This is a genomic window from Methylobacterium brachythecii (genome assembly GCF_014196345.1).
In the GTDB taxonomy this organism is placed as follows: domain Bacteria; phylum Pseudomonadota; class Alphaproteobacteria; order Rhizobiales; family Beijerinckiaceae; genus Methylobacterium; species Methylobacterium brachythecii.
On record NZ_JACIDN010000004.1, the window covers coordinates 437,317 to 462,314 of the forward strand.

Annotated in this window: 23 protein-coding genes; 20 read left to right on the forward strand and 3 right to left on the reverse strand. The window is 66.9% G+C overall.

From position 1 onward, the window contains the following. The first annotated feature begins 3 nt into the window (after nucleotides 1–3). The 11 genes from GGR33_RS13285 to ureG all read left to right on the forward strand — a co-directional run bounded on the left by GGR33_RS13285 (nucleotide 4) and on the right by ureG (nucleotide 10,703). Nucleotides 4–1,059 (forward strand): alpha/beta fold hydrolase, encoded by a 1,056-nt coding sequence (locus GGR33_RS13285; protein ID WP_183505867.1) that lies wholly within the window; start codon nucleotides 4–6, stop codon nucleotides 1,057–1,059. 106 nt (nucleotides 1,060–1,165) lie between these two features. After that, nucleotides 1,166–2,395 (forward strand): formamidase, encoded by a 1,230-nt coding sequence (gene fmdA, locus GGR33_RS13290; protein WP_183505869.1) that lies wholly within the window; start codon nucleotides 1,166–1,168, stop codon nucleotides 2,393–2,395. A 2-nt stretch (nucleotides 2,396–2,397) separates the two neighbouring features. Then, nucleotides 2,398–2,727, forward strand: coding sequence for an FmdB family zinc ribbon protein (locus GGR33_RS13295; RefSeq protein ID WP_183505871.1), 330 nt, complete (start codon nucleotides 2,398–2,400; stop codon nucleotides 2,725–2,727). 189 nt (nucleotides 2,728–2,916) lie between these two features. After that, nucleotides 2,917–4,287, forward strand: a complete 1,371-nt coding sequence (locus GGR33_RS13300; protein WP_246413061.1) for a carbohydrate porin — start codon at nucleotides 2,917–2,919, stop codon at nucleotides 4,285–4,287. A gap of 76 nt (nucleotides 4,288–4,363) precedes the next feature. Then, on the forward strand, nucleotides 4,364–5,416 hold the full coding sequence (locus GGR33_RS13305; protein WP_183505875.1) for an aliphatic amidase: 1,053 nt from the start codon (nucleotides 4,364–4,366) through the stop codon (nucleotides 5,414–5,416). Between the two features lie 261 nt (nucleotides 5,417–5,677). Further along, complete coding sequence (locus GGR33_RS13310) at nucleotides 5,678–6,472, forward strand: urease accessory protein UreD (RefSeq protein ID WP_425488782.1); 795 nt, start codon at nucleotides 5,678–5,680, stop codon at nucleotides 6,470–6,472. 64 nt (nucleotides 6,473–6,536) lie between these two features. Further along, entirely contained in the window at nucleotides 6,537–7,157 is a 621-nt protein-coding gene (locus GGR33_RS13315) for an urease subunit gamma (protein ID WP_183505879.1), read from the forward strand. Nucleotides 7,158–7,159: 2 nt separating this feature from the next. Further along, entirely contained in the window at nucleotides 7,160–8,887 is a 1,728-nt protein-coding gene (ureC, locus tag GGR33_RS13320; protein ID WP_281381159.1) for an urease subunit alpha, read from the forward strand. Further along, nucleotides 8,887–9,369 carry an urease accessory protein UreE gene (locus GGR33_RS13325; RefSeq protein ID WP_183505881.1) on the forward strand — a complete coding sequence of 161 codons (483 nt, stop codon included), beginning with the start codon at nucleotides 8,887–8,889 and terminating at the stop codon, nucleotides 9,367–9,369. The genes ureC and GGR33_RS13325 overlap by 1 nt, the downstream gene beginning before the upstream one ends. A 31-nt stretch (nucleotides 9,370–9,400) precedes the next feature. After that, nucleotides 9,401–10,078: an urease accessory protein UreF gene (locus tag GGR33_RS13330; protein ID WP_183505882.1), complete on the forward strand. Its 678-nt coding sequence runs from the start codon at nucleotides 9,401–9,403 to the stop codon at nucleotides 10,076–10,078. Nucleotides 10,079–10,088: 10 nt separating this feature from the next. Further along, nucleotides 10,089–10,703 carry an urease accessory protein UreG gene (gene ureG / locus GGR33_RS13335; RefSeq protein ID WP_183505884.1) on the forward strand — a complete coding sequence of 205 codons (615 nt, stop codon included), beginning with the start codon at nucleotides 10,089–10,091 and terminating at the stop codon, nucleotides 10,701–10,703. A 272-nt stretch (nucleotides 10,704–10,975) separates the two neighbouring features. On the opposite strand, the gene GGR33_RS13340 is transcribed toward ureG, so the two are convergent. Beyond that, a complete protein-coding gene (locus GGR33_RS13340) occupies nucleotides 10,976–13,048 on the reverse strand; it encodes a TonB-dependent receptor (RefSeq protein WP_183506071.1) in 2,073 nt (690 codons plus the stop codon). Nucleotides 13,049–13,219: 171 nt separating this feature from the next. After that, complete coding sequence (gene nikR, locus GGR33_RS13345) at nucleotides 13,220–13,666, reverse strand: nickel-responsive transcriptional regulator NikR (protein ID WP_183505887.1); 447 nt, start codon at nucleotides 13,664–13,666, stop codon at nucleotides 13,220–13,222. 306 nt (nucleotides 13,667–13,972) lie between these two features. Here nikR and GGR33_RS13350 point away from each other — a divergent pair, with 306 nt between their 5' ends. From GGR33_RS13350 to GGR33_RS13375, 6 genes are all read left to right on the forward strand, one after another. After that, complete coding sequence (locus tag GGR33_RS13350; protein WP_183505889.1) at nucleotides 13,973–15,043, forward strand: PAS domain-containing sensor histidine kinase; 1,071 nt, start codon at nucleotides 13,973–13,975, stop codon at nucleotides 15,041–15,043. Then, nucleotides 15,040–15,660 (forward strand): response regulator transcription factor, encoded by a 621-nt coding sequence (locus tag GGR33_RS13355; protein WP_183505891.1) that lies wholly within the window; start codon nucleotides 15,040–15,042, stop codon nucleotides 15,658–15,660. The genes GGR33_RS13350 and GGR33_RS13355 overlap by 4 nt, the downstream gene beginning before the upstream one ends. A gap of 133 nt (nucleotides 15,661–15,793) precedes the next feature. Further along, on the forward strand, nucleotides 15,794–17,095 hold the full coding sequence (locus GGR33_RS13360) for an amidohydrolase family protein (protein WP_343068508.1): 1,302 nt from the start codon (nucleotides 15,794–15,796) through the stop codon (nucleotides 17,093–17,095). Nucleotides 17,096–17,148: 53 nt separating this feature from the next. Further along, nucleotides 17,149–17,676 (forward strand): DUF1097 domain-containing protein, encoded by a 528-nt coding sequence (locus tag GGR33_RS13365; protein WP_183505893.1) that lies wholly within the window; start codon nucleotides 17,149–17,151, stop codon nucleotides 17,674–17,676. 138 nt (nucleotides 17,677–17,814) lie between these two features. Beyond that, on the forward strand, nucleotides 17,815–19,362 hold the full coding sequence (locus GGR33_RS13370; RefSeq protein WP_183506075.1) for a gamma-glutamyltransferase family protein: 1,548 nt from the start codon (nucleotides 17,815–17,817) through the stop codon (nucleotides 19,360–19,362). A gap of 511 nt (nucleotides 19,363–19,873) precedes the next feature. After that, the gene (locus GGR33_RS13375; RefSeq protein WP_183505895.1) at nucleotides 19,874–20,614 is read left to right on the forward strand and encodes a 2OG-Fe dioxygenase family protein; all 741 of its coding nucleotides are present in this window, start codon (nucleotides 19,874–19,876) and stop codon (nucleotides 20,612–20,614) included. Here the strand turns inward: GGR33_RS13375 and bhcR are convergent. Next, nucleotides 20,599–21,435: an HTH-type transcriptional regulator BhcR gene (gene bhcR, locus GGR33_RS13380; RefSeq protein WP_183505897.1), complete on the reverse strand. Its 837-nt coding sequence runs from the start codon at nucleotides 21,433–21,435 to the stop codon at nucleotides 20,599–20,601. The genes GGR33_RS13375 and bhcR overlap by 16 nt on opposite strands. A gap of 191 nt (nucleotides 21,436–21,626) precedes the next feature. Between bhcR and bhcA the strand changes: the two genes are divergently transcribed. Genes bhcA through bhcC form a run of 3 tightly spaced genes read left to right on the forward strand, consistent with a single transcriptional unit; the run spans nucleotide 21,627 to nucleotide 24,954 of the window. Continuing rightward, entirely contained in the window at nucleotides 21,627–22,817 is a 1,191-nt protein-coding gene (gene bhcA, locus GGR33_RS13385) for an L-aspartate--glyoxylate aminotransferase BhcA (RefSeq protein WP_183505899.1), read from the forward strand. After that, entirely contained in the window at nucleotides 22,814–23,779 is a 966-nt protein-coding gene (gene bhcB / locus GGR33_RS13390; RefSeq protein ID WP_183505900.1) for a beta-hydroxyaspartate dehydratase BhcB, read from the forward strand. The genes bhcA and bhcB overlap by 4 nt, the downstream gene beginning before the upstream one ends. Nucleotides 23,780–23,790: 11 nt before the next feature. Continuing rightward, nucleotides 23,791–24,954 carry a 3-hydroxy-D-aspartate aldolase BhcC gene (bhcC, locus tag GGR33_RS13395; RefSeq protein WP_183505902.1) on the forward strand — a complete coding sequence of 388 codons (1,164 nt, stop codon included), beginning with the start codon at nucleotides 23,791–23,793 and terminating at the stop codon, nucleotides 24,952–24,954. Nucleotides 24,955–24,998 lie beyond the last annotated feature (44 nt).

Genomic DNA, 24,998 nt, shown 5'->3' on the forward strand with positions numbered 1-24,998 from the left:
CCCATGTCCGACTACGAGATCTTCGAACTCGGCAACATCGTCCTTCAATCGGGGCTGACGCTCCGCGACGCCCGGCTCGCCTACAAGACCTACGGCACGCTCAACGCCGCCAAGGACAACGTCATCGTCTACCCGACCTGGTATTCGGCCAACCACAAGGACAACGAATGGCTGATCGGCGAGGGCATGGCCCTCGACCCGAGCAAATACTTCATCATCATCCCGAACATGCTCGGCAACGGCGTCTCGTCGTCGCCGAGCAACACGCCGGAGCCCTATGATCGCGGCCGCTTCCCGCGGGTCACTGTCTACGATCAGGTTCGCCTGCAGCACCGGCTGGTCACCGAAAAGTTCGGGATCGAGCGGATCAAGCTCGTCACCGGATGGTCGATGGGCTCGGCCCAGTCCTTCCAGTGGGGCGCGTCCTATCCCGACATGGTGGAGCGCATCCTGCCCTTCATGGGTGCGGCGCGCTGCTCGCGGCACAACTTCGTCTTCCTCGAGGGCGTGAAGGCGGCGCTGACGGCGGATGCCGCGTTCAAGGACGGTTTCTACGACGAGCCGCCGAGAAAAGGTCTGCGAGCGATGGCGCGGGTCTATGCCGGCTGGGGCTTCTCGCAGACCTTCTACCGCAAGCAGCTCGACATGAAGCAACCGGAGCGGCCCTTCGGCGGAAGGCCGGCGGACGTGCCCTGGAATTACTCCTCGCTTGAAGACTTCCTCGTCTACTTCTGGGAAGGCTTCTTCCTGCCCAAGGACGCGAACGATCTGCTCTCGCTGCTTTGGACCTGGCAGCACGCCGACATCTCGGGCGATCCGCAATATGGCGGAGATTTCGAGAGGGCGCTGGCCGGCATCAAGGCCAAGGCGATCGTAATGCCGGGCTCGACTGATCTCTACTTCCCGCCGGAAGACAGCGAAATCGAAGTCGCCCACATGCCGAACGCCGAGTTGCGCGTCTGCGTGAGCGACTGGGGCCACTTCGCGGGCGACCCGCGCGGAACCAGCCCCGACATCGCCTTCGTCGACGCCGCGCTCAAGGAGCTGCTCGCCAGCTAGCCGGCTCGGTCCCGAGCCACCTCCGACCACACCTCACGCGCGAGTGGAAAACACCGCTCGCGTGAACGGAAAAACACGCCTTCGTCCAGGAAAGGGAGCGAGAACGATGCCCGAGACGCTGATCAAAGTCGATCTCAGCCAGTCGGCCTACGACAACGACATGGTGCACAATCGCTGGCACCCCGACATCCCGATGGTCGCCTACGTGAAGCCGGGCTCCGACTTCATCGTCGAGACCTATGACTGGACCGGCGGCTTCATCAAGAACAACGATTCCGCCGACGACGTGCGCGACATCGACCTGTCGATCGTGCACTTCCTGTCCGGTCCGATCGGCGTCGAGGGAGCCGAGCCCGGCGACCTCCTCGTGGTCGACCTGCTCGACATCGGCGCCAAGGCCGAGAGCCAGTGGGGCTTCAACGGCTTCTTCTCGAAGAAGAACGGCGGCGGCTTCCTCGACGAGCACTTCCCGCTGGCCCAGAAGTCGATCTGGGATTTCGAGGGCATGTTCACCAAGTCGCGCCACGTGCCCGGCGTGCGGTTCCCCGGCCTGATCCATCCCGGCCTGATCGGCTGCCTGCCCGATCCCAAGATGCTCGAGACCTGGAACACCCGCGAGAAGGCCCTCTACGACACCAACCCGACGCGGGTGCCAGCGCTCGCCACCCTGCCCTTCGGTCCGACCGCGCATATGGGCCGCCTCAAGGGCGATGCGAAGGATGCCGCCGCGGCGACGGGCGCCCGCACGGTGCCGGGGCGCGAGCACGGCGGCAATTGCGACATCAAGGATCTGTCGCGCGGCTCGAAGATCTATTTCCCGGTCTACGTGCCGGGCGGCGGCCTCTCCATGGGCGACCTGCATTTCAGCCAGGGCGACGGCGAGATCACCTTCTGCGGCGCCATCGAGATGGCCGGTTGGGTGCACCTCAAGGTCGAGATCATCAAGGACGGTATGGCGAAGTACGGAATCAAGAACCCGATCTTCAAGCCGTCGCCGATCACGCCGAAATACGACGATCACCTGATCTTCGAGGGCGTTTCCGTCGACGAGTACGGCAAGCAGCATTACCTCGACGTCACCGTCGCCTATCGCCAGGCCTGCCTCAACGCGATCGAGTACCTGAAGAAGTTCGGCTATTCGGGCGCGCAGGCCTACTCGATCCTCGGCACCGCCCCGGTCCAGGGGCACATCTCCGGCGTCGTCGACATCCCGAACGCCTGCGCGACCCTCTGGATTCCGACGGGCATCTTCGACTTCGACATCAATCCGAGCGCTGCCGGTCCGACGAAGTACCTCGACGGCTCGATCCAGATGCCCCTCTCGCCGGATCTGTGATCATGCCCGTCTACGATTACTCCTGCGAAACCTGCGGGCCGTTCACGGTGCTGCGCCCGATGGCGCAGTACGCGGACCCGCACGACTGCCCGGATTGCGGCGGCACGTGCCGCCGCGCCTTCCTCACCGCCCCCCGGATTGCGGGCATGGATGCAGGCCTGAAGGCGGCCCACGCCACGAACGAGCGCAGCCGCCATGAGCCGCGACGCTCCAGTCGTCATGGCGCCGGCTGTAGTTGCTGCAAGAATACAACATCGTCTGGCACGAAAAGTGGTTCGTCTGGCACGGCGAAAAGCTTTCCGGCCGCGAGGCCTTGGATGATCAGCCACTAACCGAAGCATCTTCTCGGCACATCTTCGGAAATATAGCGCGCAGAAGCTAGTTTCCGTCGTTGTCACAACCTATGGGGTCTCACGATGACGAGCGCGAAGCGTTCTCAAGACAGTAGTATATTGCCGTTTTGCCGAAAGAATAGGCGCTCTTGGAAGGCGGCAGCCGCGTCGGCGCTCCTGCTTGCCGGGATGGGGGGCGTGCAGGCTCAGACGGCGTCTGCGGTGGGCAAGTTCGTGGGCAAGACGCAGGCGCGCACCGATCCGGCGATCGCCGAGAAGGCCGCGGCGGCTCCGGTGCGGGTCGGCCCCCTGGCCGATTGGGCGAACGGCATGGCCGCGGCCGGCTTCACCTTCGACATCAACATGTACGACTTCTACCAGGCCAATCCCTCGGCCGGCCTGCGGCCCGGAAACCAGTCCAACTCGGCTTATTTCGTGCTGAGCATGACCGCCGACATGCAGAAGCTCGCCGGCATCGCGGGCGGCTCGATCAACTTCACCGAGACCTTCTTCGGCCTGGTGCGTAACACCAACCTCGCCGGCGCCATCGGCGACACCACGATGGGCTACCAGCCGCCCTTCACACCCAACGACACCCGCCTGTCGCTGCTGACCTACCAGCAGAAGCTGCTCGACGACCGCCTCGTGGTCGAGTTCGGCCGCACCCATCCGGGCCGCTATTACGGGCTCCCGAACTGCAACTCGATCAATACCTGCTTCCAGGATCTGTTCTACTTCAATGCCGGCTTCACCTCGCCGCTCTTCGCCGTCTGGGGCGGCAACGTCTCCTACAAGCTCTCGGAGAACACCTACATCCAGGCCGGCGCCTTCACCGTGAACCCGGGCACCAACTTCCTGTCCGGATACGACTGGGGTTACGAGCAGATCGCCGGTGCGCTGGTCATGTCGGAGATCGGCTACAAGACCGACTACACCCAGGAGGCCTATCCGACCCGGATCTCGCTGACCGGCTTCTACAACACCGCCGATCACGACGATAACTTCCGCACGATCTTCGGCACGGCCAAGGGCCTCAACCCCGGTGCCCCGGTGCTGCAGAGGCAGGGCACCTCGGGCATCGTGCTCACCGCCAGCCAGACGGTCTGGCGCGCCGATGGCGGCCTCGAGCTCAACCCGCATCCCACGGCGCTGGTGCTCTACACCGGCACCGGCGGCGCCCTCGACTCGACGATCCCGATCCAGTTCAACTCGTTCTTCGGCGTCATGCTGCAGGCGCCCGACCAGAGCCGGCCGAACGACACCTACGGCCTGAAGATGAACTACCAGAGGATCGCCGACGACTACGCGACCTTCCTGTCCCAGGCCAACCTGACCGCAGGCGGCACCGGCCGGGGCTTCTCTCGCGACAAGTTCATCTTCGAGGCCAATGCCCACTTCGACTTCGGCCGCGGCATCGCCCTCGAGCCGGCCGTCCAATACCTCGTCAACGGCAACAGCTTCTTCGATCCCTACACCGCGCGCCGTCCCAAGGACGGCTGGTACGGCGGCTTCACCCTCATCGTCCCCATCGGAACCCTCCTCGGCCTCGCGCCAGGCTGAGGGCGACACAAAGGCAAAGAGCCGAGCCGCGCAGGGCGTGCGGCTCGGCGGTCAATCAAAGCCAGGGAGAAATGCCATGATGCACGGTGACATCTCGTCGAGCAACGACAGCGTCGGCGTGGCGGTGGTCAACTACAAGATGCCACGCCTGCACACGAAGGCCGAGGTCATCGAGAATGCCAAGAAGATCGGCGACATGATCGTCGGAATGAAATCCGGTTTGCCGGGCCTCGATCTCGTGATCTTCCCCGAGTACTCGACGCACGGGATCATGTACGACGCCGCCGAGATGTACGAGACGGCGTCCGCCGTGCCCGGCGCCGAGACCGAGGTCTTCGCCGAGGCCTGCCGGAAGGCCGGAGTCTGGGGCGTGTTCTCGCTCACCGGCGAGCGCCACGAGGAGCACCCGCACAAGGCTCCTTACAACACGCTCATCCTGATGAACGACCAGGGCGAGATCGTGCAGAAGTATCGCAAGATCATGCCCTGGACGCCGATCGAGGGCTGGTATCCGGGCGACCGCACCTACGTGTCGGACGGCCCGAAGGGCCTCAAGATCAGCCTGATCATCTGCGACGACGGCAACTACCCGGAGATCTGGCGCGACTGCGCCATGCGCGGCGCCGAGCTGATCATCCGCTGCCAGGGCTACATGTATCCGGCCAAAGAGCAGCAAGTGCTGATCTCGAAGGCGATGGCCTTCGCCAACAACACCTACGTCGCCGTCGCCAACGCCGCCGGATTCGACGGTGTCTACAGCTACTTCGGCCACTCGGCGATCATCGGCTTCGACGGCCGCACGCTGGGCGAATGCGGCGAGGAGGAGATGGGCATCCAGTACGCCGCACTCTCCAAGTTCCTGATCCGTGATTTCCGTGCCAACGGCCAGTCGGAGAATCACCTCTTCAAGCTGCTGCACCGCGGCTACACGGGCATGATCAACTCGAAGGAGAACCGGCACGGTATGTCGGAATGCCCATACGACTTCTATCGCCGCTGGATCGAGGATCCCGACGCGACCCGCGACGCGGTCCGGGCCATCACCCGGTCGAGCGTCGGCACGGAGGAATGCCCGATCGAGGGCATCCCGTTCGTCGGCAAGGGCGACGGGCCACCCGACCCACGCTGAGCGGCCGGCGCCGTGACGCCTGCATCCCATAGCGTCAGGCGGGTTCCCGTTCGTTGCCGCAACGACCGAGGCTTGCCCCGCGGCCACTCGGGCTTAAAGAAGGCGCAGGCAGGCGGCATGGGACCGGACGGCGGGGAGCGCGGCCTGCCCTCTCGCCATCGCCGATCGGTCGACGCCCGCACCTCCCCGAGGAACCGAACCATTCACGCCCCGCGGCCGCCCTCGATCCCGCCTGTTCCAAAGCGGCAGCGCTCGCACGGGATCGTGGATCTCCACGTCGGACCGGCCGGGATCGGTGGCCCGACGCGGGTACGCGACCTCGCCGAGGCCGGCCCCGCCCGCATCCGCTTCCCGCGGGAAGCCGGGACGATGGAGGGCATCCTCGTCAACACGGCCGGCGGCATCGCCTGCGGCGACGACTTCGCCATCTCGGCGCGGCTCGATCCCGGGGCGGATCTCGTGCTGACGAGCGTCGCCGCGGAAAAGGTCTACCGGTCGGACGGTCCGATCAGCACGGTGCGCAACGGCTTCACGCTCGGCTCCGCTGCACGCCTCGCCTGGCTTCCTCAGGAGACGATCCTGTTCGACGGCGCTCGCCTGCGCCGGCGGCTCGAGGCCGACCTCGCGGAGGATGCCGCGCTTCTCCTCGTCGAGATCGTCGCCTTCGGACGCGCCGCGCGGGACGAAACCCTCACCGAGGCCTTGTTCGAGGATGTCTGGCGGGTGCGCCGTGGCGGCCGGCTCGTCTTTGCCGACACCGTGCGCTTCGACGGCGCCGTCGGCGCTGCCTTGTCCCGCGCGGCGATCGGCGGCGGCGCGCGCACCATGGGCACGATCCTCGATTGCGCTCCTGGCGCCGAAGCCCGGATCGAGGAGGCCCGCGCCTGCCTCGACGCGGCGATCGCTGGCGGCGGCATCGAGGCGGCTGCGAGCGCGTGGAACGGCCATCTCACGCTGCGTCTTCTCGGCGCCGAGGTCGGCGCGCTCCGGGGCGTCGTCGCCCGCTTCCTCGCCGTCTATCGCGGAGCGCCGATGCCGCGCGTCTGGCAGACCTGACGGGTAGCGTCAGACGCCGCCGCGTGCATGATCCGCCTCAGGGCTCGAAGTTGGGACAGCACCCTTGCTCCTCACACCGCGTGAAAAAGACAAGCTTCTCGTCGCCATGGCCGCGCAGGTCGCGCGCAACCGGCTGGCACGGGGTGTGACGCTCAACCATCCGGAGGCGGTGGCGTTGATCACCGACTTCGTCGTCGAGGGCGCCCGCGACGGCCGCTCCGTCGCCGAACTGATGCAGGCGGGCGCGAACGTGCTCACCGCCGACCAGGTCATGCCCGGCATCGCCGAGATGATCCACGACATCCAGGTCGAGGCCACCTTCCCCGACGGCACCAAGCTCGTCACGGTCCACCATCCGATCCGCGGCGCCCCCTCCCCCGACGTGCCGGGCACGGTGACGACGCAGCCCGGCGATATCGTCTTCAACCAGGGCGCCGAGCGCGTCGTCGTCGAGGTCGCCAATACCGGCGACCGGCCGATCCAGGTCGGCTCGCACTACCACTTCTACGAGGTGAATCCGGGCCTGCGCTTCGAGCGAGAGCGGGCCCGTGGCATGCGCCTCGACATCGCGCCGGGCACCGCCGTTCGCTTCGAGCCGGGCTCGACACGGGAGGTGACGCTGGTGCCGCTGTCGGGTGAGCGAAAGGTGTTCGGGTTCCGCGGCGGCGTGATGGGGGAGCTCTGACGATGGCGAATCCCATGAAACCCGCCTCCCTGCCCCGCGCCGCCTATGCGGCCATGTTCGGGCCGACGGTCGGCGACAAGATCCGCCTAGCCGATACCAGCCTGGAGATCGAGGTCGAGCGCGACTTCACCACCTACGGCGAGGAGGTGAAGTTCGGCGGCGGCAAGGTGATCCGCGACGGGATGGGCCAGTCGCAGGTGACCAACCGCGACGGGGCCGTCGACACGGTCATCACCAACGCCGTGGTGCTCGACCATTGGGGCGTCGTGAAGTGCGACGTCGGGATCGTGCAGGGCCGGATCTTCAAGCTCGGGAAAGCCGGCAATCCGGATATCCAGCCCGGTGTCGACATCGTGGTCGGGCCGGGCACCGAAGTGATTGCCGGTGAAGGAAAAATTCTCACGGCCGGCGGCTTCGACAGCCACATCCACTACATCTGCCCGCAACAGATCGAGGATGCGCTCTGCTCCGGCGTCACCACCATGCTCGGCGGTGGCACCGGACCTGCGCATGGTACGCTCGCCACCACCTGCACGCCGGGTCCCTGGCATCTCGCCCGGATGATCGAGGCGGTGGACGGCTTCCCGATGAACCTCGCTTTCGCGGGCAAGGGCAACGCCTCGGTACCGGGAGCCCTGGAGGAGATGGTGCGCGCCGGCGCCTGCGCGCTCAAGCTCCACGAGGATTGGGGCACGACGCCGGCCGCCATCGATACTTGCCTCTCGGTGGCCGACCGTTACGACGTGCAGGTGATGATCCACTCCGACACCCTGAACGAATCGGGCTTCGTCGAGGACACCATCGCGGCCTTCAAGGGCCGCACCATCCACGCGTTCCACACCGAGGGCGCGGGCGGTGGCCACGCGCCGGACATCATGAAGGTGGCGGGGCTCGCCAACGTGCTGCCGTCGTCGACGAACCCGACGCGGCCCTTCACGAAAAACACCATCGACGAGCATCTCGACATGCTCATGGTCTGCCACCACCTCGACCCGTCGATCCCCGAGGACCTCGCCTTCGCCGAAAGCCGCATCCGCAAGGAGACCATCGCGGCGGAGGACATCCTTCACGATCTCGGCGCGCTCTCGATGATGTCGTCGGACAGCCAGGCCATGGGCCGGATCGGCGAGGTCGTGATCCGCACCTGGCAGACCGCCGACAAGATGAAGCGCCAGCGCGGGGCGCTCCCCGGCGACGCGAGTGGCAACGACAACCTGCGCGCCCGCCGCTACGTGGCGAAATACACGATCAACCCGGCCATCGCGCACGGCGTCTCGCGCCATATCGGCTCGATCGAGCCGGGCAAGCTCGCCGACCTCGTGATGTGGACGCCCGCCTTCTTCGGCGTGAAGCCCGACCTCGTGCTCAAGGGCGGCATGATCGCCACCGCGCCGATGGGCGATCCGAACGCCTCGATCCCGACGCCGCAGCCCGTGCATTACCGCCCGATGTTCGGCGCCTTCGGGCGCGCTCCCTACGCCACCGCCCTGACCTTCGTGTCGAAGGCGGCGATCGAGGACGGCCTACGCGAGCGGCTCGGCGTGCAGAAGCAGTTCGTGGCCGTGGAGAATACGCGCGAGGGAATCTCGAAGAAGAGCATGATCCTCAACGATGCCACGCCGGTGATCGAGATCGACCCGGAGACCTACGACGTGCGCGCCGACGGCGAACTCCTCGTCTGCGAGCCGGCCGAGGTCCTGCCGATGGCTCAGCGCTACTTCCTGTTCTGATGCTGCGCGCTCGAACCTTCCTCCGGGCCGACGCGCTCGCGAATGGCGAGATCGTCGACCGCGTGGTGCTCGACCATGGCGATCGCCATCGCCGCCGCATCGCGATGACGGGGGTCGGCGGCCTCGGTTTCCTGCTCGACCTCGCCGCGGCGACGGTGCTCGAGGATGGCGACCTCCTCGTCCTGGATGACGGCCGCCTCGTCTGGGTGGAGGCCGCCACCGAGACGCTGCTGGAGATCCGCGCCGGCTCGGACCACGCGCTCAAGCGGCTGATCTGGCACATCGGGAACCGCCACATCCCAGCCGAGATCGCCGGGGATGCGGTCTACATCGCCGACGATCACGTCCTCGCCGAGATGGTGCGCGGCCTCGGCGGCACGGCGGAGCCGGTAGAGCGGCCTTTCCGGCCCGAGGGCGGGGCTTATTCGGGCGGCCACGGACACGCGCACGCCCATGACGAGCATGGCCACCATCATGACTGACGCCGCCGCAGTGACGGGAGGGCCTGTCGGCATGCGTAGCGCAAGCGGCCCCCTGATTCTGATGGCATGGCTGTCGCCGACTTTTCCGGTCGGCAGCTTCGCCTATTCGCATGGGCTCGAATGGGCGGTGGAGACCGGTGACATCCGCGACGAGGCGAGCCTCGCGGCCTGGCTCGGCGACGTCCTCGAGCAGGGAGCCGGCCGCAACGACATGATCCTGGCCGCAAACGCGCATGGCGCGGCGGCCGATGCGGCGGCCCTCGCCGCGGTGAACGAACTGGCGCTGGCGCTGGCGCCCTCTCGGGAGCTGCATCTGGAGACGAGCCAGCAGGGCCGCAGCTTCCTCGATGCGACGCTCGCCGCATGGCCCTGTGACGCACTGGCGGCGATCGGCGCGGCGCTGCCAGGGCAGGTCGCGTTTCCGGTGGCGGTCGGCGCCTCCGCCGCGGCGCATGGCATGCCGCGCTACGACACGCTCTCTGCCTACGGCCTCGCCTTCGTCCAGAACCTCGTCTCGGCGGCCCTGCGCTGCGCACCGATCGGCCAGGGCGCCGGAACCCGCGTCGTCGCGGCGCTCGCCCCACGGATCGCTGCGCTGGCCCGGATTGTCGAGGATCTCGACCTCGACGCCATCGGCTCCGCGACCCTTCGGGTCGATCTCGGCTCCTTCCGGCACGAGACCCAATATTCCCGTATCTTCCGCTCGTGAGGTTGTTCCGATGTCCTTGAACGGTCCGCTCCGCGTCGGCATCGGTGGCCCCGTCGGCTCCGGCAAGACGGCGCTGATGGAGCAACTCTGCAAGCGCCTGCGCGACACCTACGACATCTGCGCGATCACCAACGACATCTACACGAAGGAGGATGCCCGCATCCTCACAGTCGCCGGGGCGCTCCCCGAGGAGCGCATCATGGGCGTCGAGACCGGCGGTTGCCCGCATACGGCGATCCGCGAGGACGCCTCGATCAACCTCGCGGCAGTGGCCGAGATGCGCCGCCGCTTTCCGCGGCTCGACCTGGTGCTGATCGAATCCGGCGGCGACAACCTCGCCGCGACCTTCTCGCCGGAACTCGCCGACATCACCCTCTACGTGATCGACGTGGCTGGCGGCGAGAAGATCCCGCGAAAGGGCGGCCCCGGCATCACCCGCTCGGATCTGCTCGTCGTCAACAAGACCGATCTCGCCCCGTTCGTCGGTGCCGACCTCTCGATCATGGAGGCGGATACCCGCCGCATGCGGGGGGTACGCCCCTACGTGTTCTCCTCGCTACGCGAGGGTCGCGGCGCCGACGAGATCGCCCGATTCGTCATCGAGGCAGGCGGCCTCGCCAAGTGACCTGCGCACCGGTTCCCTTGGCGCAGTCCGGCGCCCAACGTCGCGGCTAAGCCGAGCGACGGCCTTGCGGCTTGGTGCGGCGTGAGACGCCCAGGCCTTTTCGGGCATCACACCTGAGTCCATGGCTATGCCAGCCTTCCATCTTGCTCTGCTGCCAGCCGTGGTGACAGCCATGCGCCGTGGCGGGGGCGACCCAGAGGGCTGCGACGAGGCCGATCGAGGCGACGAAAGTCCGCATAATGAGTGATCCTTCTCGGTGATGGAGTGGGTGGTCAAAACTTGCTGGCGAGAGTCAGCCGAACGGCCGTCGGCTCGACGGGGTGGAACACGCGGTCGAAGACACCACCCGCCGGCTCGCCCGGCAGGCGAGAGACATAGGCGTAGGTGATCTGATCCGCCTTGGCATTGGTGAGGTTGAGGATATCGAGCGCCAAGCTCATGCCGGACTCGAAGGTGTAGCCAGCGCGGCCGTTGAGCAGAGCCGTCGGCTTCGAGCGTACGCTGTCGTCCTCGATCAGCGGGCGCGCGCCGAAATAACGGAAACGCAGGCTGGCAAACCAGCCGAGCGGTTCGCCGTAGGTGATGCCGGCCGAGCCGATTACATGCGGGGCTTCGGGCACGCGTCGGCCGACCGGATCGGGGTCCGTGAACCGGGCATTGGTGATGGTCAGGTCGCCTTCGAGTGTGAGCGACGACGTCACCGCATAGCGGTTGGTCCACTCGACGCCGAGGCGCCGGGTCGGCCGGCTCGGCTCGGTGGTGCCGGTGTCTCCTGCGAACAGGTTCTCGGAGGCGAAGTCGAGCTGGAACCAGGCGAGGCTGGTTTCCAGTCCGGCGATCGAGCGGTTGCGGATGCCGAATTCGTAACCCGTCGAGGGCACGACGAGGGGCGCCCGCACGACGTTGAACAATGGGCTGGTCGGATCGACCGTGGCGGTCACGCCCCGCGCATCGTTCGAGTGGAAGCCGCCGCCGTAGTTCACGTACAACTCGGTATCGGCCCAGGGTCCGAGCACGAGACCGAGTTTGGGATTGACGATCCCATCGCGCGCCTTGCCCGAATTGGCCGGAGTATCGGAGCGGACATCGGCATAGTAGCCGTCTGCGCGCAAACCGATGCTGGTGCGCAGCCAGTCGGTCCATTTCACGCGGGTGTCCAGGTAGAAGGCTGCGCTCGACTCCAGCACGCGATCGTCGAGCACGCCGGAGAGAAACCCTCGGTTGGCGGTGTTGAAGAGGCCAACCCTGATGCGGTCGGTGCGGGTCTGGACGCCGACCTCCAACTCCGCCGGCCGGCCGAGGACGTCGCCCTGGAAGATGTGCGCGACCTCGCCGCCGCCGAGCACGCGCTGGTCGAGTTGATGGAATTGGTCGCCGTCGATGGGGTTGTTGAGGAAGTAAGTGAAGTCGTTGAACAGGTTCATCTGGTAGCGGATGACGTAGGCCGAGGCCTTCGTAACCCCGGTCTCGTCCGTCTGGCTCCAGCGGCCCGAGAGGGAGAAGCGGCCGGTATCGCCGCCATCGGTCGGATTGAGGGTTCCGTAGCGGCCGATCAGGCCCTGCGCGACGGCGCGCTCGGGGATCTGGTTGGTGGCGCTCCATTTGGCCCAGTAGGCCATTCCGGTCAGCGAGAAGCCGTCGGTCTGCGTCCCCTGGCTGTAGCGGATGACGCCGTTGAGTTTGCCGAGCCGGTCGGGCACGTCCCACGGCCCGTCATAGACCTGGGCTTCGCCGGCAACGAGCAGATGGCCTTCGCCCAGGGGCGCCGAGGCGATGCCGAGCGCGCGCTTGTAGCCGAAGCTGCCGAGGGAGAGCTGAGCGAGATTCTTCTCGACCGTGTCGAGGTAGCCGATCCGCACCGAGCCGGCGGAGGCGAAATCTCCGTCGCGGGCGAAGTACGGACCCTTGTGGAACTCCAAGGCGCCGATCAGTTCGGGGATCAGGAAGTTCAGATCCGCATAACCCTGGCCGTGGGCGTGGGTGCGCATGTTCACCGGCATTCCGTCGACGTCGATCGCGATGTCGGTGCCGTGATCGAGGTTGAAGCCGCGCAGGAAGAACTGGTTGGCTTTGCCCTCGCCGGAATGCTGGGTGACGATGAGGCCCGGCACCGCTTCCAGCACCTCACCGGGCCGCGTCACGGGGCGAGCATTGAGCTGGGCGCCCGTGACGATGCCGGCGCTTGCGGCATCCACGGTTCGCAGGGGGCCACCAATCCCCAATGTGCCGCCGACATAGCCGCTATCGGCAGCGGCGGCGGCGGCGCCCGCGTCCCCCGCGACCGCGATCTCCGCCAATGTCGCTTGCTCGGCCGGGGCCGCGACAGCGACGCTCGACGACAGCATCAAGCCGCCGGCCGACGCAAGGAGCAGCAGCCTGGGGTTTGGCGCGGTCGGACGTGGGACCTGACGGGACACGGTCGGCTCTGGCGGTGAGGTCGGCGATGCCCGTTAAGGCACGCCTCGCGTATGAAAGACATACGCAAAACTCTCACTATCCGCTGTGGCCGATCTGCGTCAGCCGCTCTCTGGGAGGGGCTGACGGCGGGGCGCGGCGGGTTGCCGGGCACCTTCGGGGATGAGCTGCAGGTGACCGTATCGGACGCCGCGCTGGGTGATGACGCTGTCGGCGTAGCTCTGCATCGCGGCCGCCGATCCGCGCAGGACGGCCACCTCGAGACAGTCGTCGTGTGTGAGGTGCACGTGCATGCTGGCGATCGAAACGCCGTGGTGATGTCCTTCGTCGGTCAGCCGCCGTGCGAGGTCGCGGGTCCCGTGGCTATAGACGTAGCTCAGCGCCCCGTAGCAGGTGGCGTCGGTCGACAGGGCGGCCTTTGCCGGCGCCAGGGCATCGCGCACGATGTCACGCATGGCCTCCGACCGGCTCTCGTAACCGCGCCGTTCGCAAAGCTGATCGACGGCGGCCAGCAAATCATCGTCGATTGTGATGGTGACGCGCTGCATGCCTGTCCGATCCGGTACCCGATCTCTTCTGGTAAGCATCAGCCAGCGCTCCGAACAGGCGCAATGGCCGACACCGCACCGAAACATCGCCACTCAGGAGCGCCAGCGATGTGCCCCCCCTGTGCTCCATGGTCTCGCGCCTTTCGGCCGAAAGCAGCTTCGTCTCCGGCTATTCGGCGAGGATTACGCTCGCCGTATCGGTTTGCACCGTCGACCTCGGGACTTTGGCGACTCCTGTTGAGTCGCGCTCGCTAACCTGCGGGAGATCCTGCTAATGGAGTTGGCTGGTCTGCCGAGTGTTCAACCATGTCTGCCTCGTCCGGCCGCGATCGCTCGCTGGAGCACGCGCTTCTCGAAAATATCCCCGACATGGCGTGGCTGAAGGATCGCGAGTCGCGATACCTCGCGGTCAGCGCCACCTATCTCGACGCTCTCGGCGTGACTGGATCCGACGTGATCGGGCGACGTCCCGAGGAGATTTGGCCCGCGGACGTCGCCAAGGTCTACCTCAAGACCGACCATGCCGTGATGCGCAGCGGGAAGCGGCGGCGCTACGAGGAATCGCGGCGCGGCCCGGACGGGGTCCTGCGCTGGTACGACACCATCAAGTCGCCGATCAGGGACGAGGACGACCATATCGTCGGCACGGTCGGGATCTCGCGCGACATCACGAAACGCAAGGCCGCGGAAGCCGAACTGATCGCCTCGCGTGAGCAACTGCGGAAGCTTTCGGAATTCGAGCAACAGGCTCGCGAGCAGGAACGCGCCCGCATCGCCCGCGAACTCCACGACGAACTCGGCCAGACGCTGACCGCGATCAAGATGGATCTGGCCTGGATGAGGGACCGGCTCGGCGAGCCGGATCTCGTCGCCGCCCGCATCGAGCGGCTCATCGGCATTGCCGACCGGTCCGTGGTCGATCTGCGCCGCATCGCCACGGAACTCAGACCGCTGATCCTCGATGAACTCGGGCTACGCGCGGCGATCGAGTGGCTGACCCAGACTACGGCCGAACGCGGCGGCATTCCGATCGGTCTCGTCTTCGACGAGAAGGCGAGCTACGCGCCCGATGTCAGCACCGCTGCCTTCCGCATTGTGCAGGAGGCCCTGACCAACGTGCTCCGTCATGGCGCGGCGACCCGGGCCGAGGTGAGCGCGCGCCATGACGGCGACGCCCTGCTCATCGCGATTTCGGACGATGGACGCGGCATCGACCGCTCGTCTGCGGCGCGCGGGCGGCTCGGTCTGGCGGGCATGCGCGAACGGGCGAGGCTTCTGGGCGGCACCGTCGCCATCGAGAGCAAGGCCGGTGCGGGCACTACGGTCAGGGTGCGCCTGCCCATCGCAGGTCCGTCACGGCGAAGGCCGGCGCGATGATCCGCCTCTTCATCGCCGACGATCACACGATCTTTCGTGAGGGGCTGAAGCAGATCCTCTCGGAGCAGGACGATTTTGAGATCGTCGGAGAGGCGACCACGGGCGACGGTCTCGTGGAGCGCATCTCGGCCCTGGTCTGCGACGTGGTGCTGCTCGACCTGTCGATGCCCGGCCGCAGCGGCATCGGGCTCGTCCGGGACGTGGCATCCATCGGGGGTTCGCGCGTCGTCGTGCTCAGCATGCACGAGGAGCGGCAATACGTCATCGAGGCCATGAAGGCGGGAGCGGTCGGCTACGTTACGAAGGCCAGCGCCTCGGACCAGTTGATCGAGACGATCCGCAAGACGGCCGCGGGCGAGCGCGTCGTCAGCCCCAGTGCCTCCCAGGCGCTGATCCGGCAGATGCTGGAGCCCGAGCCGCCGCATACGGCGCTGTCGCCGCGCGAGCGTCAGATCTTCGACCGGCTCGTCACGGGCCGCTCCGTCTCGGCGATCGCCCGCGAGCTGGATGTGAGCATCAAGACCGTGAGCACGCACAAGAGCAACGTACTGCTCAAGCTCGATGCCGGAACGACCGCCGACCTGGTGCGCTACGCTCTCGCCCGCGGCCTCGCCTGATGCTGCGGTGCAGCTCGGATTAATCCGAGCCTGATCCCGGAACCGGCCGATTGCTTGCATGCCTCTTCGGCTGCCATCGTGCAGCCAGGGAGTGATCCGCCGTGCCGGCCAACGATGCCGGACAAGGACGAGGGTGCAGCGCGCCATGGACATCATCATCCGCCGAGTCCGCATCGACGACGAGCGACCGCTCGTCGACATCGGCATCGAGGCCGGCCTGATCGTCGAGATCGCCGAGGCCATTCCGGAGACGGCCGACGAGGAGATCGATGCCGGCGGGCGGGCGGCTCTGCCGGGTTTCGTCGAGCCGCATCTGCATCTCGACAAGGCTTTCCTGCATCGGCGTCTGCCGGCGCGCACCGGCACCCTCGAGGAGGCGATCCGCGTCACCGGCATCCTCAAGGCGAAGCAGGAACGCGAGGACGTGCTGGAGCGCTCACGCCGGGTGCTCGACATGGCGATCCGCAACGGCACCACGCTGATCCGCGCCCATCCCGACGTCGACCCGATCCAGGGCCTGCTCGGCGTCGAGACCGCCCTGCAGCTGCGCGAGGAATACCGCGACCTGATCGATCTGCAGATCGTCGCCTTTCCCCAGGAAGGCATCCTCAAGACGGAGGGTGTCGTCGCGCTGATGGAGGCGGCGCTGGATTCGGGTGCCGACGTGGTCGGCGGCTGCCCCTACAACGAGCTCACGCCCGAAGACACGCGCAGCCATATCGACCGGGTCTTCGACATCGCGATGAAACGCGGCCTGCCGATCGACATGCATGTCGACTTCGCCGACGACACTCGCGACGCCCGCTTCGCTACCGCCCGCTACATCGCCGAGAAGACCATCGCCACGGGCTACCAGGGCCGCGTCGCGCTCGGCCACGTCACCAGCATGGGCGCTCTGGAGCCCGAAGAGGCCAAGCCGGTCATCGAGGCCCTGCGCGAGGCCGACATCAGCATCGTCACCTTGCCGGCCACAGACGTCTATCTCGGCGGCCGCAAGGACGAGTCGAAGCCCCGTCGCGGCCTGACGCCGGTGCGGGCGCTCCACACGGCCGGCGTCAACGTAGCCTATTCCTCGAACAACATCCGCAACGCCTTCACGCCCTTCGGCAAGGCCGACCCGCTTCAGATCGGCAACCTGCTCGCGCATCTCATCCAGTTCGGCACGCCCGAGCACCAGGCTGAGATCCTGAAGATGGGCACGGTCAATGCCGCCCGCGCCGTCGGCATCTCGGAGGCCTATGGGCTCGTCGTCGGCAAGCGCGCCGACATCGTGATCCTCGACACGCTGACCGTCGCCGATGCGCTGCTCGACCTGCCTCCGCGTTCGTGGGTGCTCAAGAACGGCCGCGTCACCGTGGTGACCACCGTCGACAGCCGGATCTGCCGGGGCTGTGGCCAGGTCCACGACCGCCCGATCGAAGCCCAGCCAGTCTGAGCCAGTCTGAGCCAGAAGCCCGAGCCACCGACCCGACCTTGGGAGACGCCACCATGAAGAAGCCCCCCGCCGAGATCGTCGCCTCCGCCCTCGCCGTGACGACGCTGTTCATTCCGCATCACCTGCCGCCCTGGGCGATCTTCATCGGCTGGGCCGGCACCTTCGCCGCCGGCGGCCCCAAGCCGGAAGTCCTGAAGCGGATCTGGCCGACCATGGCGCTCGGCAACTGCGTCGCCTGCCTCATCGTGCTCGGCTTCAACTTCGCCGGACAGCATCTCTCCGGCACCGCGCTGACGCTCGCGCAATGCGCGATCTTGTTCAGCCTGAATGGATCGATGATGGCGCTCGGCCGCTTCGAGCTGCTGAGCTTCGTGCCCGGCATGTTCTTCGGCTTCGCCTGCTACTTCGCGACCTATTTCGGCGGCTTTGGCCCGGTCCCGAAGGACCCGCTGGTGGCGCTCGCCTCGGTGATGGCAATGAACGCGCTCGGCCCCGTCTACGCGTGGCTCACCGCGACGCTCGGCGCGCACCATCCGGGACGCCCCGAGACCAACCTGTCCCACCCGGCGACACAGCACTAGCACGCACGGCCTCGCCCTGGCGCCACCCGGCGCCGGGGCCACCTCAATCCGGACAAGACCATGACCCGTCCTGCCACCAAAGCGGGCCGCCCGGAAGCGGGCGCCCCCGGTCCCGTCCTCGCGACCTCGAAGAGCGGCATGGTCACGAGCCCGCACAGGCTGGCGAGCGAGGCCGGTCTCAAGGTTCTGCGCGAGGGCGGTGACGCGATCGAGGCGGCGATCGCGATCGGCGGCGTGATCGCGGTAACCTATCCGCATTTCTGCGGCATCGGCGGCGACGCGATCTGGATCGTCGCCGACCGCGAGGGCCGGCGGACGACGTTGACCGGCATCGGCCAGGCAGCTTCCACCGCGCCTGCCTGCGCAGGCTCAATCCCGACGCGCGGCCCGCTCTCGACCCTCGCCTCGGCTTGCGTGGTCGACACCTGGCGCCTCGCTCAGGACTTTTCGCGCCGGCATTGGGGAGGGCGGATCAGCCTCTCGAACCTGCTCGATCCGGCTATCGGTTATGCCGAGAACGGCTTTCCGTTCTCGGCCTCGCAGGCCTTCTGGACTGAATTCCGCCGGGCTGATCTGCCGGCGTGGCCCGGCTTCGTCCGGACCTTCCTGCACGAGGGCCGCGTCCCGTACGTCGGCGAGCCGTTTGTGCAGAAGGCTCTGGCACGCAGCCTCCGCCTGATCGCCGAAAACGGTCCGCGCGACTTCTACGAGGGCGAACTCGCCGCCGCGCTCGCCGAGGGCCTCGCCGAAGTCGGCTCGCCCCTCACGGCCGAAGACCTACGCAACACGCACGCGCGGGAGGAGGCCCCGGCCACACTCGACTATCGCGGATTGACCCTGCTGGCTCCGCCGCCGCCTACCCAGGGCGTGACGACGCTCGCGATCATGGGCGTCCTGGAGCGCCTCGGATTGTCGGACGTCGAGGAAGGTAGCGCCGATTACTTCCATCGCTGCGTCGAGGCGGTGAAGCAGGCCTTCCTCGACCGCGGCGAGATCGCGGACCCATCCTACGTCGCTCCCGCGGGCGATCTCTGGATCGGGGCGGATCGGCTCGCCGCGAAGGCGGCCGCGATCCGCTCGGATCGAGCCCTGGATTGGCCGCAGCCATACCGGACGGGCGACACGGTGTTCTTCGGTGCGACCGATGCGCAGGGCCGCAGCGTCAGCGTTCTCCAGAGCACCTATTTCGACTGGGGCAGCGGCGTCGTCGTGGGAGATACCGGCGTGCTCTGGCAGAACCGCGGCGCGGCCTTCAGCCTCGATCCGGCGAGCCCCAACGTCTACGAGCCGGGCAAGCGGCCGTTCTACACGCTGAACCCCGGTATGGCCCTGAAGAACGGGCGACCGCATATCCTCTACGGCACGCAAGGCGCCGATGGGCAGCCTCAGACCCTGTCCGTACTGCTGACGCGGCTGATCGACTACGCCCTCGATCCGGCCGAAGCGCTGGCGCGCCCGCGCTTCCTGCTCGGACGCACGTTTTCCGACGAGCGCGACAGCCTGAAGCTGGAAAGCGACGTCGATCCGAGCGCCGTCGCGGCATTGCGCGAGCGCGGGCATGCGATCAGCTTGATCGAGGCCCGGAGCCCGCTGGCTGGGCAAGCCGGTGCCATCGTGATCGACAGCGACGGGCATTTGTCGGGCGCGCACGACCCGCGAAGCGACGGCCTCGCGCTCGGACTGTGACGTCGGCTGGAGGCGGCAGATCGACCGATTTCGCCGCCAGCCAGCCTCCCCTCGCCGACACGCTGCTCCGAGCGGTTGTCCACCCTGTGGCGCTTTGCGCCCAGCACGACGCTGCCCGCTCTAATGTGGGCACCCAGAGGCTGCGAGTATTCTGTTTCTTGGTCTTTGCGTCGAACGAAGATCAACGCTCCGCGGTAGTTGAAAAGAGCGGCTTCGCTGCTCGTCAATTTCCAAAACGTAAACAATGATCTTCTTGTAAGCTAATTCCGCATTGCCCATCTCGGCGAATGCACAGATCTGAAGCTGATTAGCGCTCTGTCCGGCGTGGAGATGGGTCTCGACGCGGCGAACGTGCCTTACCAGCGCGGCGGCGTGCTCGCCGCCATGTCGAGCTTGAGGGCCGAGCGCAACGATTGAAAATCGGCGACGATCCGTTGCATCCCGCGCACGGCTGGATGGCGGAGGCGACCTTTCGTCGTTACGTCGAGGCCGAGCAGGAGGGAGGTCCGTGGTGTTGCGGGAAAGCGTGACGGTCGAGTTCCCGGATGTCGGTACCATCTCCGCCGGCCTCGCCGCGGATGGCTTCGTCTATCTCGGACCCGACGCGATGCGCCGGCTTCTGGGAGCGGGCGCGTCGTCCGGCTGGCCCGGTTTCGCGGAAAGCTGGTCGTCCCTCGAGCGTGACGCGTTCATGGGCGATGGCGGCCAATACCGTCGTCGCCGGCATGCGATATTCCGCGGCTCGGGCACCGGCGTCGAGAGGCGACCTGGGCGGCCTCACTTCCAGGCCACGGCGTTCAATCGTCTCAACGGGGGGATCGCCCGGCACTTCGCGCCCGTGACGGCCGAGGTGGCGGACAGCCCTCTGACCCACAGGCTCCTCTCGGTATGCCTGCCGGCATTCGATCGAGGTTTGGCCGCATCACGGCCGGCCTGGGACATCGAGATGCATCAGTTCCGCATCGAGGCTACGGGCCAGGATCACGGATTGCCCACCCCGGAGGGGTTGCATCGCGACGGTGTCGATTGGGTCCTGATGATGCTGGTGAACCGCGAGAACGTCACGGGTGGCACGACGACGATCGTCGATGCGACGGGAACGACCGTGGCCCAGCTTCAGATGCGGCAGCCCTTCGAGACGATCATCGTGGACGATCGGCGCCTGCGGCACGGCGTTAGCCCGCTGACGGCGTTGGACCCTGCCGTGGTCGGCTATCGCGACGTCCTGGTGGCGACCTACTCGGCGCTCTGAACACCGACGTGATGTGCGGCGCCGAGCCGCCGCGAGACGTCTGCCGCGGCCTGGGCCACCCACGTGCCGATCTGGCGGACCTTGGCATCGGGCATCCTGACCGTCGGCCCGGAGACGGAGATTCCGGCGACGGCCTCTCCGTAGGCGTCGTGGATCGCGGCAGCGACGCAGCGCATTCCGATCGTCCGCTCCTCGTCGTCGAGGGCGTAGCCCGCCTCCCGGATGTTCAGAACCTCCCTGCGGAGTTGCTCGGGTCCGGCGATCGTTCGATCGGTGAAGCGGGTGAGGTGCGCCGCCGCGATGAAGGCATCGAGCCTCGCTTCGTCGAAGGCGCTGAGCAACGCCTTGCCGATGCCCGAGGCGTGCAGCGGCGACTTCGTGCCGGGTGGAATGAAGGCACGGATCGTTTCCTGGGTCTCCATCTGGCTGACGAACAGCACCACCCCTTCGCGCTCGACGCCGAGGTTGGACGTCTCGCCGGTCTTGGCCACGAGGTCGCGCATCACCGTGCGGCTGCGCTCGACGATGTTGGAATTGCGCAGGAAAGCCGAGCCGAGGCGGAAGGCCTCCGGGCCGACGAACCACTCCTGACGCTCGGGATTCACCTCGACGTATTGCCGTCGTTCGAGGGCCGCCAACACCCGATGCATCGTCGCCGTGGACTGCGTCAGGAGTCCGGCGAGTTCCGTCAGCGTCACGCCATCATGCGTCGCCAGGGCCTCCAGCACGTCGAGGGCGCGATCGAGCGCCTGAATGCCCGGCAGAGCCTGCGGCGGCAGGATGTTCTTGGGGCGGCCACGACGGCGAATCTGCTTCGACATCGAGCCGAGTTACCGGCATTTTCCGCGAATAAAAAGTAGGTTTTGGAATACGCTTCCTGCCAATGAAAAATTATAAACCACTGATCTGGCGAGAAAATTTCTCCAAAAACGTATATTGAATAATGAATTTAAAAAAATTTACCGAGGCAGGTCCGCGTGTTAGCGCTGACTTAAGTCGAGGACGCGAGCCGATGAGTACCCAGAACCCGATCTTCATTCCCGGGCCGACCAACATCCCGGACGTGCTGCGGAAGGCGGTGGACATGCCGACCATCGACCACCGCAGCCCGCTCTTCGCCGAGATCCTGCGGCCGGCGCTCGCGTCGGTGCGCAAGGTGCTGAAGTCCGCGGATGCCGAGATCTTTGTGTTTCCCTCGACCGGGACGGGCGGCTGGGAAACGGCCATCACGAACGTCCTGTCGCCCGGGGACGCGGTGCTGGCGACCCTCCACGGCCGCTTCAGCGAGCGTTGGATCGACATGTGCCGCCATCACGGCCTCGACATGCAGGTCGTCACGCAGGCCTGGGGCGACGGCATCCCGGCCGATCGTCTCGAAGAGATCCTCGCCGCCGACAAGCATCATCGGATCAAGGCCGTGCTCGGCACGCACAACGAGACGGCCACCGGTGTCCGGTCAGACATCTCGGCCGTGCGGCGCGCCTTGCACGCGACGCGGCATCCCGCCCTCTTGTTCGTCGACGGCGTCAGCTCGGTCGGCTGCATGGACTTCCGGATGGACGAGTGGGGCGTCGACGTCGCAGTCACCGGCAGTCAGAAGGGCTTCATGCTGCCGCCCGGGCTCGCGATCGTCGGGTTCTCGCGCCATGCCATCGCCGCTGCGGAACACGCCAAGCTCGCGCGCAACTTCTTCGATATCCGCGCGATGCGCGAATCCTATGCGGGGGGCGGGTATCCCTACACGCCTCCGGTCGGCCTGCTGAACGGCCTGCGGGTCGCCGGGGACATGCTGCTCGCGGAAGGCCTGGACAACGTCTTCGCGCGCCACTTCCGGATCGCCGAGGGTGTTCGGCGGGCGGTTGCGGCCTGGGGCCTGCGCCTCTGCGCCGCCCGACCCGAACTCTACTCGGACACCGTCAGCGCCATCCGAGTCCCCGACGGATTCGATGCCAACGCGGTCGTCTCGCACGCGCTGAACGCCTACGGCGTCTCGTTCGGCACTGGGCTCGGCGAGGTGGCCGGCAAGGTGTTCCGCATCGGGCACCTCGGCAGCCTGACCGAGGTCATGGCCCTGTCCGGAATCGCCACCGCGGAGATGGTCCTCGCCGATCTCGGGATTCCGATCCGGCTCGGATCCGGCGTGGCCGCCGCCCAGGAGCATTACCGGCAGAGCACGAGCGTCGCGCTGAAGAGGGCCGCATGACGACCGAGGCATCCCTGTACATCCCGACGCTGGCGGACATGCTGACGGCCCGCACGCGGATCGACCCCTACATCCACCGCACGCCGGTCCTGACCTCGCGCATGCTGAACGAGCTCACGGGAGCGGAGCTGTTCTTCAAATGCGAGAACCTGCAGAAGGCCGGCGCCTTCAAGGCCCGCGGTGCCTCGAATGCCGTCTTCGGCCTGTCGGACGAGCAGGCCGCACGCGGGGTGGCCACGCATTCGAGCGGCAATCACGGCAGTTGCCTGTCCTATGCCGCCGGCCGCCGCGGCATTCCGTGCACGGTGGTCATGCCGCGCACCGCGCCGCAGGCGAAGAAGGATGCCGTCGCCGGCTATGGCGCACGGGTGGTGGAGTGCGAGCCCTCCACCTCGAGCCGTGAGGCGGTCTTCGCCGAGGTCGTCGCCGAGAGCGGGGCCGAGTTCGTGCATCCCTACAACGATCACCGCGTCATCGCCGGGCAGGCGACCTGCTCGGCCGAGCTGATCGAGCAGGTCGAGGGGCTTGATGCGGTCGTGGCTCCGATCGGCGGTGGCGGCATGGTCTCCGGCACCTGCCTGACGCTGTCGAACCTGGCGCCGGGCATCCGGATCTACGCCGCCGAGCCTGAACAGGCCGATGACGCCTTCAGGAGTTTCAAGGCAGGACGCATCATCGCCGACGACGCGCCCGACACCGTGGCCGACGGCCTCAAGGTGCCGCTGAAAGAGCTGACCTGGCACTTCGTGCGTGACCACGTCACCGACATCCACACGGTCTCCGAAGAGGAGATCGTCGCCGCGATGAAGCTGATCTGGAAGCGCCTGAAGATCGTGATGGAGGCGTCGAGTGCCGTCACGCTGGCTGCGATTCTCAAGAACCCGAGCGTCTTCGCCGGCAAGCGCGTCGGCCTGATCGTCACCGGCGGCAACGTCGACCTCGACAGATTGCCCTGGAACTGAGGAGGGGACCCATGAACGCACATGTGAACTTCGCCGATCTGGAAGTCGGCTTCGACGTTCCGGCGCTGCCGGGAATGAACGAGGCCGACATCCAGACGCCGTGCCTGGTCCTCGATCTGAACGCGCTGGAGCGCAACATCAGGAAGATGGGCGCCTACGCCAAGGCGCACGGCATGCGCCACCGCGCGCACGGCAAGATGCACAAATCCGTCGACGTGCTGAAGCTGCAGATGGAGCTGGGCGGCGCCATCGGCGTATGCTGTCAGAAGATCTCGGAAGCGGAGGTCTTCGCGCGCGCCGGCATCAAGGACATCCTGGTCTCGAACCAAGTCCGCAACCCCGCCAAGATCGACCGCCTGGCGCGTCTGCCCAAATACGGTGCGCGCATCATCGTCTGCGTCGACGATCGCGCCAACGTCGCGGAGCTCTCGGCGGCCGCGCAGAAGCACGGCACGGTGCTCGAATGCTTCGTCGAGATCGATTGCGGCGCCGGCCGCTGCGGGGTGAAGACGAGCGACGCGGTCGTCGAGATCGCCCGCGAGATCAGCACTGCACCCCAGCTCCGATTCGCCGGCCTCCAGGCTTATCAGGGCGCGATGCAGCACATCGACAGCTACGCCGAGCGGAAGGCCAAGCTCGATGCCGCCATCGCCCAGGTGACCGATGCGGTGACGGCTTTGAAGGCCGTCGGCCTCGAGCCGGAACTGGTCTCCGGTGGCGGGACCGGGTCCTACTACTTCGAGTCCAACTCGAACGTCTTCAACGAGCTGCAATGCGGCTCCTACGCCTTCATGGATGCGGATTACGGGCGCATCCAGGACAAGGACGGCCGGCGCATCGACCAGGGCGAGTGGGAGAACGCGCTCTTCCTGCTGACCTCGGTGATGAGCCACGCCAAGCCGCATCTCGCCGTGGTCGATGCCGGCCTCAAGGCGCAATCGGTCGATAGCGGCCTGCCCTTCGTGTTCGGCCGCGACGACGTGAAATACATCAAATGTTCCGACGAGCACGGCGTCGTCGAGGACATCGATGGTGTCCTCAAGGTCAACGACAAGCTGCGGCTGGTGCCGGGCCATTGCGACCCGACCTGCAACGTCCACGACTGGTACGTCGGCGTCCGCGACGGCAAGGTCGAGACCCTCTGGCCAGTCTCGGCGCGCGGCAAAGCCTACTGAATCGTCGATCTAAGCCGTGTCGGAGGTGAAACCTGCGGCACGGC

Bases quoted from the DNA above. Each gene is read 5' to 3' on its own strand.
- GGR33_RS13285 (WP_183505867.1), top strand. From the start codon at position 4: ATGTCCGACTACGAGATCTTCGAACTCGGCAACATCGTCCTTCAATCG.
- fmdA (WP_183505869.1), top strand. From the start codon at position 1,166: ATGCCCGAGACGCTGATCAAAGTCGATCTCAGCCAGTCGGCCTACGAC.
- GGR33_RS13295 (WP_183505871.1), top strand. From the start codon at position 2,398: ATGCCCGTCTACGATTACTCCTGCGAAACCTGCGGGCCGTTCACGGTG.
- GGR33_RS13300 (WP_246413061.1), top strand. From the start codon at position 2,917: ATGGGGGGCGTGCAGGCTCAGACGGCGTCTGCGGTGGGCAAGTTCGTG.
- GGR33_RS13305 (WP_183505875.1), top strand. From the start codon at position 4,364: ATGATGCACGGTGACATCTCGTCGAGCAACGACAGCGTCGGCGTGGCG.
- ureC (WP_281381159.1), top strand. From the start codon at position 7,160: ATGGCGAATCCCATGAAACCCGCCTCCCTGCCCCGCGCCGCCTATGCG.
- GGR33_RS13325 (WP_183505881.1), top strand. From the start codon at position 8,887: ATGCTGCGCGCTCGAACCTTCCTCCGGGCCGACGCGCTCGCGAATGGC.
- GGR33_RS13330 (WP_183505882.1), top strand. From the start codon at position 9,401: ATGCGTAGCGCAAGCGGCCCCCTGATTCTGATGGCATGGCTGTCGCCG.
- ureG (WP_183505884.1), top strand. From the start codon at position 10,089: ATGTCCTTGAACGGTCCGCTCCGCGTCGGCATCGGTGGCCCCGTCGGC.
- GGR33_RS13340 (WP_183506071.1), bottom strand. From the start codon at position 13,048: ATGCTGTCGTCGAGCGTCGCTGTCGCGGCCCCGGCCGAGCAAGCGACA.
- nikR (WP_183505887.1), bottom strand. From the start codon at position 13,666: ATGCAGCGCGTCACCATCACAATCGACGATGATTTGCTGGCCGCCGTC.
- GGR33_RS13350 (WP_183505889.1), top strand. From the start codon at position 13,973: ATGTCTGCCTCGTCCGGCCGCGATCGCTCGCTGGAGCACGCGCTTCTC.
- GGR33_RS13355 (WP_183505891.1), top strand. From the start codon at position 15,040: ATGATCCGCCTCTTCATCGCCGACGATCACACGATCTTTCGTGAGGGG.
- GGR33_RS13365 (WP_183505893.1), top strand. From the start codon at position 17,149: ATGAAGAAGCCCCCCGCCGAGATCGTCGCCTCCGCCCTCGCCGTGACG.
- GGR33_RS13370 (WP_183506075.1), top strand. From the start codon at position 17,815: ATGGTCACGAGCCCGCACAGGCTGGCGAGCGAGGCCGGTCTCAAGGTT.
- bhcR (WP_183505897.1), bottom strand. From the start codon at position 21,435: ATGTCGAAGCAGATTCGCCGTCGTGGCCGCCCCAAGAACATCCTGCCG.
- bhcA (WP_183505899.1), top strand. From the start codon at position 21,627: ATGAGTACCCAGAACCCGATCTTCATTCCCGGGCCGACCAACATCCCG.
- bhcB (WP_183505900.1), top strand. From the start codon at position 22,814: ATGACGACCGAGGCATCCCTGTACATCCCGACGCTGGCGGACATGCTG.
- bhcC (WP_183505902.1), top strand. From the start codon at position 23,791: ATGAACGCACATGTGAACTTCGCCGATCTGGAAGTCGGCTTCGACGTT.